8 protein-coding genes and 1 pseudogene are annotated in these 11,442 nt (G+C 45.7%); 6 read left to right on the plus strand and 3 right to left on the minus strand.

Translation table 11 applies throughout. From position 1 onward, the window contains the following. The first annotated feature begins 114 nt into the window (after positions 1 to 114). From prpF to JMX92_RS07655, 6 genes are all read left to right on the plus strand, one after another. Positions 115 to 1,368 carry a 2-methylaconitate cis-trans isomerase PrpF gene (gene prpF / locus JMX92_RS07630; RefSeq protein WP_201544953.1) on the plus strand — a complete coding sequence of 418 codons (1,254 nt, stop codon included), beginning with the start codon at positions 115 to 117 and terminating at the stop codon, positions 1,366 to 1,368. Between the two features lie 215 nt (positions 1,369 to 1,583). After that, positions 1,584 to 3,437 carry an ABC transporter ATP-binding protein gene (locus tag JMX92_RS07635; RefSeq protein ID WP_227675315.1) on the plus strand — a complete coding sequence of 618 codons (1,854 nt, stop codon included), beginning with the start codon at positions 1,584 to 1,586 and terminating at the stop codon, positions 3,435 to 3,437. 61 nt (positions 3,438 to 3,498) lie between these two features. Then, the gene (locus JMX92_RS07640; protein WP_011960458.1) at positions 3,499 to 4,089 is read left to right on the plus strand and encodes a GNAT family N-acetyltransferase; all 591 of its coding nucleotides are present in this window, start codon (positions 3,499 to 3,501) and stop codon (positions 4,087 to 4,089) included. A gap of 123 nt (positions 4,090 to 4,212) precedes the next feature. Next, positions 4,213 to 5,553 carry a DUF2868 domain-containing protein gene (locus JMX92_RS07645; RefSeq protein WP_011960459.1) on the plus strand — a complete coding sequence of 447 codons (1,341 nt, stop codon included), beginning with the start codon at positions 4,213 to 4,215 and terminating at the stop codon, positions 5,551 to 5,553. Between the two features lie 153 nt (positions 5,554 to 5,706). Next, on the plus strand, positions 5,707 to 6,654 hold the full coding sequence (locus JMX92_RS07650) for a sterol desaturase family protein (protein WP_201544955.1): 948 nt from the start codon (positions 5,707 to 5,709) through the stop codon (positions 6,652 to 6,654). A gap of 116 nt (positions 6,655 to 6,770) precedes the next feature. Then, positions 6,771 to 8,339 carry a DUF3482 domain-containing protein gene (locus tag JMX92_RS07655; RefSeq protein WP_201544961.1) on the plus strand — a complete coding sequence of 523 codons (1,569 nt, stop codon included), beginning with the start codon at positions 6,771 to 6,773 and terminating at the stop codon, positions 8,337 to 8,339. Between the two features lie 47 nt (positions 8,340 to 8,386). Here JMX92_RS07655 and JMX92_RS07660 read toward each other — a convergent pair whose 3' ends face one another. The 3 genes and pseudogenes from JMX92_RS07660 to JMX92_RS07670 all read right to left on the minus strand — a co-directional run. Continuing rightward, positions 8,387 to 9,382: an ArsA family ATPase gene (locus JMX92_RS07660; protein WP_201544957.1), complete on the minus strand. Its 996-nt coding sequence runs from the start codon at positions 9,380 to 9,382 to the stop codon at positions 8,387 to 8,389. Positions 9,383 to 9,423: 41 nt separating this feature from the next. Beyond that, positions 9,424 to 9,690, minus strand: a complete 267-nt coding sequence (locus tag JMX92_RS07665) for a cory-CC-star protein (RefSeq protein ID WP_011960463.1) — start codon at positions 9,688 to 9,690, stop codon at positions 9,424 to 9,426. Positions 9,691 to 9,834: 144 nt separating this feature from the next. Further along, positions 9,835 to 11,322: pseudogene (locus tag JMX92_RS07670) on the minus strand (carbon starvation protein A); the annotation flags it as partial. Positions 11,323 to 11,442: the final 120 nt, after the last annotated feature.

Below are 11,442 nucleotides of genomic sequence, written 5' to 3' on the forward strand. Positions count from 1 at the left end.
TTATTGAAGCTAATTTGCTGATAAATCGCGTCTTAATTAAGCGCATAAGCCACCTTTTATTGTGCTTGTGCGCTTTTTTAATAAAAAATAATATCCCCCTCATAAGGATTTGTCATGACCCAATCTAATACACCCTTTGCCCCCCAAATTTCAGTACCTGCCACCTATATGCGTGGCGGCACCTCCAAAGGCACATTTTTTAAATTAAGTGATTTGCCTGAGCGTTGCCAACAACCTGGCGAGGCTCGCGATAACTTTTTAATGCGCGTCATTGGTAGCCCCGATCCTTATGGCAAGCAAATCGATGGCTTGGGTAATGGGTCATCTAGTACCTCAAAGACGGTTATTCTCTCTAAACCTGATCAAGCCAAGTCTGAAAAAGATAGCCACGATGTGAATTACCTGTTTGGGCAAGTGAATATTGCCAAGCCCATGATTGATTGGGGGGGTAATTGTGGTAATTTAACCGCTGCAGTGGGCGCTTGTGCCATCAATATGGGTCTGGTCGATGCTGATAAAGTAGCTGCTAGTGCCAAGAGCGGTATTTGTGAAGTGCGTATTTGGCAGCAGAATATTAGCAAAACTATCATTGCCCATGTGCCGGTCTACACTGATGAGCAAGGACAAGTGCAGGTACAAGAAACCGGCGACTTTGAATTAGATGGGGTTACCTTCCCTGCCGCAGAGGTAAAAATTGAATTTATTGATCCGGTTGACGCATCAAGCGCTATGTTCCCAACAGGCCATCTGGTTGACGACTTTGATGTCTCCGGGTGCGGACTGGATAAAGACTGTGTTCAAGCGACCTTTATCAATGCCGGCATCCCCACCATATTTATGAAAGCTGAGGACTTAGGCTTTAATGGTACTGAGCTTCAGTCTGATATTAATGGCAATCAAGAGCTGCTTGATAAGCTTGAGACTATCCGCGCCAAAGGCGGTGTGGCTATGGGCTTATTTCAGGATGTAAGTGACGCACAAAAAAGCCAGCATATCCCTAAGATTGCTTGGGTGGCACCTGCTCAGTCTTACACTGCCTCAAGTGGTAAGGTGGTCGATAAAGACGACATTGACTTGGTGGTACGTGCCATGAGTATGGGACAGCTGCACCATGCGATGATGGGTACAGCGGCGGTGGCCATTGCCGCTGCTGCCACCACGCAAGGTACATTGGTTAACCAATCAGCTGGCAATGGCTCAGCAACACAGCTGTCTGAAGTACGCTTTGGCCATCCCTCTGGTACACTGCTTGTGGGCGGTAAAACTGAGCTGGTAGATGGCCGCTGGCAAGCCAAAAAAGTGTCTATGAGCCGCTCTGCTCGCCGAATTATGGTCGGGCAAGTGTTTGTGCCTGGTGACTGCTTTTAGAGTTTTTGGGATGACAATTGGTCTCTATAATGACCTTGGTGAGCGGATATAAAGAGTCATCATGGGGCTTTGCTTTCAAAAATATTACAATGGCGCCATAGTAAGCGGCTATGATTATGAAGGTATAATTACCCAAGCCAAGAGCGCGAATGGTAAACTTCATAATCATCCGCTTTATATTTAATCTTATTTATAATTAAAGAGCTAGAGATAATATGGCCTCACCTCCAAAACGTGTCCCCCTAGATATCAAACCGCCCACCAAAAAAACCGAACGGGGGGCATTGCTGTGGTCGATATTAAAACGATTGGGTGAGTTTGCTCGCCCTTATCGTGGCCTGTTTATCCTAACCTTAATTTTGACGGTATTGGGGTCGTTTACCGCTCAGGTTAACGCATTCGTGCTGCAGTACACCATTGATACTTTAACGGGTATCGTGGGTTTACCTGACCCGTGGATTAAAGGCCTGAAGCTATTAACCTTAATTAGTAGTATTTTATTGGCTAAAGAGGTGCTCAACGTTTTTATCACCTTCGGTCAGCGCTATTTTGGTGAGCGTATTCGTATTAACTTATCGCGCGATTTATCACAAAAAGTCGTCGATCGTATTTTGTCCTACAAAATGTCGTTTTATACCAGTGATGAGAATGCCAGCGGTAAGCTGCAGACCCGTATTGACTTGGGCGTTAGCAGTTTGACGCAGCTGGTACAAAACTTCTTTATCGACATGCTGCCTCTATTCGCCAGTGCCATTGTGTCCTTGGTGATTATGTTTAATGCCAACTTTTGGGTGGGCATGGTCGGCCTAATTATTGTGCCGATTTATTTCTTTGTTAGTCAACAGCAGGCCAACCGCTTACAAGGGTTTCGTAAGCAAATGCGCCAATATCGCGAGACCAAAAGCGGCCTGGTGATCTCAATTATTGACTCTATCACCGTGATTAAGTCCTTTGTGCGTGAGCCGATTGAGTCGGATAAGCACTGGGAAATTCAAAAAGACATGACCACCAACCAGCTACGTATCCGCAGTATTGCGTTTATGTATAATGCTGGCAAGAGTTTTATCGAGCAAATCGGGGTGGTGGTTATCATCGTCTTGACTTCATATTTTGTGCTTAATGGCCAGATGACCATTGGTGCGATTATGTTTCATATTTTGCTGTTTCAAAACATCGCTGCACCTATTCGCGAATTACACCGTATTTATGACCAAATCAACAACGCCCTAACCTACGCTGAAGGCTTCTTTGATATTTTAGATGATGATGACGCCATTGAACGTGCTGGTGAAATTGAGTGTACGGATTTAAAAGGCCATATTGAGCTTAAAGATGTCAATTTCTCCTATCCTAATGGCAAGCAGGCGTTAAAAGATGTCAGCTTTGAGATTCATCCCAATCGCATCACCGCATTGGTCGGCTTAAGTGGCGCTGGTAAAAGCACCATTATTAATCTACTGGTGAAGTTTTATGACCCCAGCAGCGGCACTATCTGTCTAGATGGTCAAAGCCTAGATAACTACAATACGCATAATTTGCGCGAACAAATTGGATTGGTACTGCAAAAGAACCATATTTTTTCGGGTACCATTGCTGATAATATTCGTTATGGTAATATGCAGGCCACCGATGATGAGATTATTGAGGCGGCTAAGCAGGCGTCTATTCATGAACAGATTATGGGGATGCCTGAGGGCTATGATAGCGAAGCAAAAATGCTCTCAGGAGGACAGCAGCAGCGGATTGCGCTGGCACGAATGTTCCTAAAGAACCCGCCTATTGTGTTCTTAGATGAGCCTACAGCAAGCCTTGATGCCATTGCGACCCAGCAGATCAAACACAGCTTGGACTTAATCAAAAAAGACCGTACGGTAATTATTGTCTCACACAATATTTCCCAAATTATCGATGCTGATGATTTGATTGTGATTGATAATGGCCGCGTGGTCGAAACCGGTACCCATGAAGAGCTGTATGCCCAGCATGGCGCGTATTATGATATCTTTAACGCCATGTCAGACAGCTTAAATTTAGATAAAATAAGCCACACTCTCAAAAGCGATGTCTAATTTATAGCGGCTTTTTAGTTTATAATTTTTGGCTGATAAATAACCGATAAGATGTTTTTCAATGACCGTTAAATTCACTATAAAAAACTTCGATGAGCTCACTGCCGTCGATGTGTATTACATTTTACAAGCCCGCTCTCAGGTATTTGTAGTCGAGCAGCACTGTCCTTATCAAGATGTTGATGACATTGACTTTGAATGCCTACACTTGGTGGCTCATATGGACAAAACCTTGGTCGGTTATTGCCGTATTATTCCGCCCAATGTCGGTGGTGTGGCCTCCAATCCAAATCCCCGCATCGGTAGAGTGTTGGTGCTACCTGAGTACCGCCGCAATGGGCTGGCGCGCGATATCATGATGCATGCCATTAAGTATTGCCGTAGCAAGTATGGCAAAAAACCAATTAGAATAGCGGCACAAACTTATTTGACCGAGTTTTATCAATCTTTAGGTTTCGAGGCCATTGGTGAGCCGTATGAAGAAGATGGCTTAAGTCATATTGATATGGTGCTACAGCAAAATAAGCGCAAAATCAAAGCGGCTTCTGTCCCTGCCATTGCAGAAGGCGTCAGCGCCAAAAGTGTGCTGATGAATTTAGTACTGTTTATTATCGCGGTGGCCATTATAGGGGTGTTGTATCTGTTAATCTAAAGGATGGCGGGCCGGTTTTTGCCATGTGCGCCTCTTTTGCTGGGCAATGACGCCCTTGATCACTTTTTATTTGATTTATTTGGTATCGCGTAGCGCGATCGGCTGCCATCGACAAGGAATATCATGTTATCCAAACAAGACCAATTGACTGAGCTGGTACGAAAGCTTGAGTCGAAAAATCATGTGTTCTCCACCGATCCGCTGCTGATCACAGAGCGCTTGCAGGATGAGGCTGCCACACCCCTTCAAAAAATACGTCGCCGTGCTGAACGCATTGATAGCAATGGCGCCTTAGCTGGTACGTTAAATAAAATCGATGGCCGTATTAAAGGCATTATCCTAATCATGAGTGTGCTGTGGTGCATCTCAGGATTTTTGGGGTTGTTTGCGCTGCTACAGGCCAATGTGGTCAACTTCTTTTATGTACTGGTGTGTTTGCTTGGTTTTCATACTGTGATGCTGCTTGGGTGGCTGATCTTCACGGTCATTAATCGCGGCAGTCAATCACCCAGCCTGATTACCAGCTTTATCAGCCCCAAGGCTTTAATTCGCGGCAAAGATGATGTGACCCAAGCGGCGGTAGAGCTATATGACGAGCAATTGCACCACACTGGCATGCGCTGGTATCTGAGTAAGTTTAGCCATCAGCTGTGGCTGGCCACTTTAACCGGTATGCTGTTTGCTATCATCTTTTTGCTGATTGTGCGTCAATACAGCTTTAGCTGGGAGTCTACCCTACTCTCTGATCAAGCGTTAATGAGCTTGACACATTGGCTTGGGTGGCTACCAAGTTTGGTGGGTTTTCACGTCCCTGATACTGAGGCGATTATCCAAAGTCGTCTGGCCACAGAGGCAATGCCCTTATCTATTGCCCGGCAATGGGCGAGCTTGCTTATTGGCAGCTTGCTCATGTATGGCATTGTGCCAAGGGCCATAGCTTGGGCATTGTGCGCGCTGATGTTTAATCGCCAAAAAATGAAGATTGACTTAAATCTACCTTACTATCAAAAAATCCTCAATTTTTGGCAAAGAAAAGTGGTGGATGCAGATGACTTTGTCGAAAAAATACAGGCTGTCGCCCCTGTCGCAAAAATAAGTACGGGCAATAAATTGGTGGTATTGCTTGAGTATAAACACAGTGATCCTCATTGGTATCATGCCGCAGGCCAGGCCTTTATTCATCCTGCACCTGTTGAATTTGGGGTGCTAGATGATAGGGAGGATATGGATAAAATCTTGCAGTATCTTGAGCAGCATGAGGTTCAAGTTTTGGTGGGTATTCATGCCAAAGCCTTGCCTGATCGTGGCACCATGCGTAAGTTAGATAAGATTGCCACTCATGCCAAACAAGGGGTTATTGTACAGTTGCTAGAGGACACCTCTAGTATGGAGAAGCAAGACAGCGTGCGCAGACAACAGTGGCAGGCGGCACTGGCTGAGCGCAATATTGGTCTGGTCTCATAGCCATTATTTATACTTAATTTAGAAAGATTACTTGATAGTAAAAACTTTTTAATGGGTTGCCTCCCTGATAACTGTTAAACTCAGAGAGATACTTGTGCTTAACGCCGTTATCTTTAACAGCGACGTCATATTTAACAAGGTAGTCAGGTAACTATGAATGGAATCACGGAGCAGTTAAATGCTCTAAAAGACACATTAAATGATGGTGTTTTAACTATCGCTCCTGAAGCCATACACCCTACTTTGGTGAGTATATTGCCCCAACACTGGCAGGAGTGGTTATTGCCTTTAATGGGTGGACCCTTTGTTTTGATATTTCTACTTGAGTGGTTTTATCAAAGCCGCCGCGGGCAAGCTGAACAATTTTCAGCCAAAAGAGCCCTGACTAACTTTAGCTTAGGCGGCACCTACATCACCTTTGAGCTGATTATTCAGGCGTTGATAGTGCTGCCAATTTGCTTGTGGTTGTATCAATTTCGGTTATTTACCATTGATGTCACTTGGCTTAGTGCCCTGCCTATCTTTATTGCCGTTGAGTTTTGTTATTACTGGTTCCACCGCGCCTCGCACCGGATCAGCTGGTTTTGGTCGGCACACATAGTGCATCACACTGATGATCGTATGAATTTATCGACTGCCATGCGCCAAAGCTTACTGTATTCGGTTACCGGTTGGTGGCTGTTTTTTACCCCGCTGATGCTGCTAGGCGTGCATCCGGTCTGGGTGTTCTTCTTCTACGCGCTTGATTTAATTTATCAATTCTTCATTCATACCGAAACTGTCGGCAAGCTCCCCAAATGGGTGGAATATGTCTTTGATACCCCCTCTAACCATAAAGCCCATCATGGCACCAATGCCGCTTATGTCGATAAAAACTATGGCGGCGTACTGATTATTTTTGACCGCTTATTTGGTACTTATGTTGAAGAAGACCCCCTCAATAATCCTGTACGATTTGGCGCTTATGGTGAGAAAAGCAATGACAACCTCTTTGGGCTGATATTTTCTTTTTTTGGTCGCATGTGGCACAAAGCTTTAAGCGCTCAAGGGCTAAAACAAAAACTAAAAGCCTTTATTCATCCCCCCAGTGAGATAAAATAACAAAACAAGCGACACTGCTAACTTGGTAAACGTTAACTTAGTAACCGTATTTTTCGCTCTGATGTTTACTGTGATTTATACTATTAATTTGATCAATATTTGAGTCCTTTATGACCATGCAAGATGATACCCCACAGCAGCAAGAAAATTCGATAACGCCGGCTAAATCGGCCAATGTAGACTTGCTCAAAGATACGCAAAATACCAGTGATGACTTGCATGGTGATGCCGTATTGACGGACTCCCATGCCAGCTCACAGTCAAAAAAGGCGACCTTAGCCACAGGAGAGGCCCTAAAGCTTGCGGTAGTGGGACATACCAATACCGGAAAGACCTCAATTTTACGTACCTTATTACGGGATATGTACTTTGGAGAAGTAAAAAACGAAGCAGCCACTACCCGTCACGTGGAGCGAGCCATAATCAGTGACAGCCAGACTGATGAGCCGCTGGTGGCCTTGTTTGATACACCAGGGTTAGAGGATGCTTCAGGTTTAATGGACTGGCTTGAAGACCATACAGCCAGTCGCCGTGATGGCATTGAGCGTCTACAGCAGTTTTTGGCCAGTGATAGTGCTCAAGGCGGTGAGGCGGTCGCTGCTTTAAATGATTACTCCCAAGAGGCGAAGGTAATACGCCAGTTATTGGCCAGTGACATGGCCATCTATGTGATTGATGCCAGAGAGCCGGTGCTAGGCAAATACAAAGATGAGTTGGCGATTTTGTCCTGGTCCGCTATTCCGGTTATGCCTGTGTTTAACTTCACTGATAGCCAAGAAACCAATATCACTGAGTGGCAGACGATGCTGGCAAGGCGTAATCTGCACATCTCAACTCGCTTCGACTCCGTGGCCTTTGAGTTTGAAGATGAGATGAGGCTTTGGCAGAATTTGGCCACCATGCTGACCCATCCGGAGACCTTAAATCAGCTAATTACCCGTCGCCGTGAAGACTGGATACAGCTATACGAGCAGGCAGGCATCATTATCGCCCATTTCTTATTGGATGTGGCCGCTTATGTGCGCGAGATTGATGAGGACGATGATCCGCTACCTGTACTCAATGAGATGCAAGAGGCAGTCCGTCAAACAGAGCGGGCCATGCAAGGCAAATTACTTAATTTATATAAGTTTTATGATAACAGTGCTGTGGTCACCCCACTTGAGCTAAGCGAATATCAGCAAGACCCCTTTGACCCTGAGCTGCTCAAAAGTTATGGTCTACGCACCACCTCAGGTGCAGCTGCAGGCGCCTTACTTGGTCTGGGTATAGATGCAGCTGCTTTAGGCACTACCTTTGGACTAGGTGCGGCCATTGGCGGATTAGCAGGCGGGATATTGTCTAATACTGGCAGTATCGCCGATAAGATTAATGGCGTAAAACGTCTGTATATTGATCCGGCCACCTTAACCTTACTGGCCACTCGCTCACTGGATCTATTGGCCTCGCTGCGCCACCGTGGTCATGCCGCCAATGCCGACACACCCATCACTGAGTTACAAGAGGCCAATACGCCACCTTGGAATCCCAATAAGCTACCAAGCGAGCTTAAAAAAGCACGTGGCAAACCTCAGTGGAGCAGCCTATCGAGTGGCAAAAGCGACTTGGCCGCTGAGCTTAGAGCAGATGCTGCTTGGTCATTATCCTCTAAACTCAAGCGCTCTCGCCTGGAAGATAAAGAATAAGCCTTGGTTGGTTGGCACTGCAGCTTGGAGCTTGGGTTGGTGCTAGCTTAAATCAACTGCTGCAGCGCCTCAACACCACGAATATCCGAAGGCTGTAGGTATACCCCATACAACGGGTATTGCGCAAAATCTTGCTCAATGTGTGCGAGCAGTGTTTGCTGGCGCGCGGCACGGGTTTGCCAGAAGGGATCACTTTGTGTTTCAGCAATTAATTGGTTCACCACTAAAGCTGCTGGTGCCATATTCGCATGCCTTAACTGCTCGGCGGCTCGCCGCGTCTCCTCTATAGGCAAATTATCGGCAGTTAATACCAGCACCACAGCTGTGCTACGTCTATCATGCAATAGCACACCAGCTTGCTTAAATAGTGCTTGGCGTTTGTTAAGTACCTCAACCGCCTGCTGCCATTTGTCTACCGGCTTGGCATCGGCAAAAGGATTGGTCAGAGCTGACTTAGGCTTATGTGGGCGTAAGTTATCAGCAGCGCCTTTTAGCTTAGCTTGATGGCGCTGCTGAGTTAATAACCCGTCGGTCCAAGCCGCCATCATTTCAGGCAGCATAAGCAGGCGCAGTGTATGACCTGTGGGCGCCGTATCAAAAATAACGTGCTGGTACTCACCTGTTTGTACGGTGTCTACTAGATATCGACAAATGGCCTCAAGCATCGCCGCCTCCTGTGCTCCAGGCGCACTTTTGGATAACTGTAGATGCTGCTTAATCTTCGGCAACATATCTGGATGAGCATAACTGCTAATCGTCTGTTCTACTCTAGCAAAGTGTTCCTCAATAATTAAATCAGGATTTAATTCTAAAGCATCCAAATTAGCCGCTAAGCTGCTGATGGTATTGCTTAATTTTTTATTGAACACATCACCTAAGCTGTGCGCTGGATCGGTTGAGATGACCAAGGTTTTTTGACCGCGTGCTGAGAGCTGGCTGGCTAAAGCTGCTGCGGTAGTGGTCTTGCCCACCCCGCCTTTGCCGCCCACAAATATAATGGGGAGATGCTGTAGCTGATCGACCAATTGTATGAGTTTTTGCATGTTTTTCTTCTTAAATTAACAGATGATGGGTCTGAGTGAACTTAGCAGCAGCCCCCATGTTGCAGTGGACAGCGCGGCATGCCCATACGCTGATGCCACTCATGGAACTTTTCTAAAAATATAGGCTGTAACTCCAACGTATAAAAGCTTGCAGGATTATCAATACCCAAACTTTCACAGAACAGTAGCAACATAAATAAGTCCTCTTCCTCGCGAGCTGCGCGGGCCAAGGTCTGCCGATAAGGGGCGTGATAAAATTCAGTCAATCCTTCTACAAAACGCTGCCATAGCGTAGGCTCTATACTCATGGGTTTATCTCCTTAGCTTGCTTCAGTCTTATTTTAATTATACAGACGTATTTGACATCCACCATAGTCGCCTATCAAAAATTGGGTAATAAAAATGCCGGCCTAAGCCAGCACTTTTATGTTTTTATGCTTATACCATTCTTATTAAGCTTTGTTCTGTTTCCACTCGCGGCGTAAAACTGAGAAGCTCTCAAAGGTGACCATAATTGTTGCAATTAAAATGATGATATCCATCACGATTAACAGCCAGTTACCATCTGTATAGAAAGTTTTTAGCTGTAAAATAAGCGCAAATACGGCCATAATTAACAAGAAAGACAGCGGCGCTAAAGTATACCAAACCGTCTTACCTTTACGTAACAGGATAACCGTGACAATCATTAGAGTTAAGGCGGCCATCAACTGGTTAGTGGTACCAAATAGAGGCCAAATGATCATACCACCTGAGCCATCGATACCACCGGCACCAAAGGCGATTAACAAACAGGTACCTACTGCAAGCAAAGTCGCTACCACGCCTTTTTTCAATGCTGGCAAGTTATACACCTCACCGAACTCTTGGAAAATATAGCGCTGTAGGCGCACACCAGTGTCCATAGTGGTACCGGCGAATAGTGCAGCCATAACGGTCAAGATGGTCTGCGATAATACAATCTCAATGCCCATACCATTATTTAAAATAGTCGCACCACCATCGATAAAGGCGCCGATAGATCCGTCACCAAATCTTTGGTAGATGCCTTCCCATTCCGCTAGGCTTGCAAAACCGGCTGTTGTCGCTAAGATAGCCCCTAATGCCAGCAAACCTTCGCCGACTGCACCGAAGTAGCCCACGAAGCGGGTGTCTTCTTCTTTATCGATCTGCTTAGAGGTGGTACCGGTTGAAACTAGACCATGGAAACCAGAGATTGCACCACAAGCCACCGTCACGAATAATAGTGGCATGATAGAGGGCGTGCTAACTGGCAAGTTATGGTTAATGGCTGGTGCGACAATATCTGGTGTGGCAATCAAAATAGCACCAAATAATAAAATTAGACCCACAAATAGCTGTAGACCATTGATGTAATCGCGTGGCTGCAATAGCATCCAAACTGGCAATAAAGAGGCCACAGCGGCATAGAAGAATAAGAATAAAATCCAAACCGCATTGTCAGGTAGACCAAATATAGTCTCAGGCAATACTACAGGTACCAAGGTTCCAATATAAATGAGGCCATATAACGCAATAACACCCAAGGTTGAGACGATCACCAAATTCATTTTAAAGCGGTAGATACACTGGCCAATAATAAAGGCCACTACCAAGGCGCCCCATACTGGGATAACCGCTGTGGGTGTTTTGATCATCATATTGGCGATAACCACACCAAATACGGCGTTTACCATCAATAACAATAAGAAAATCACAACCATCATCAAGGTGCGCACACGGCCACCCATAACCGATCCAGCAATAGAGCCAATGGACTGGCCTTTGTTACGCATACTGGCCCAAACCGCCGACATATCATGAATACCGGCCATAAAGATAGTACCAAATACTACCCATAATACAGCTGGCACCCAGCCCCAAATCACAGCAATAGCTGGACCAATAATAGGTGCGGCCCCTGCAACTGATGTGAACCGCCCCGAGTATATCGGAGAGTGGATTACTTGAGTCAGGCAGCTTTGTTTGACTCATTAAGACTATCATAGTATCGTCTCTCAAACTCAAAAGGCGACACATAACCAATCGTACTATGAATG

Origin of the sequence: Psychrobacter sp. H7-1 (assembly GCF_904846585.1) — a bacterium.
GTDB lineage: Bacteria > Pseudomonadota > Gammaproteobacteria > Pseudomonadales > Moraxellaceae > Psychrobacter > Psychrobacter raelei.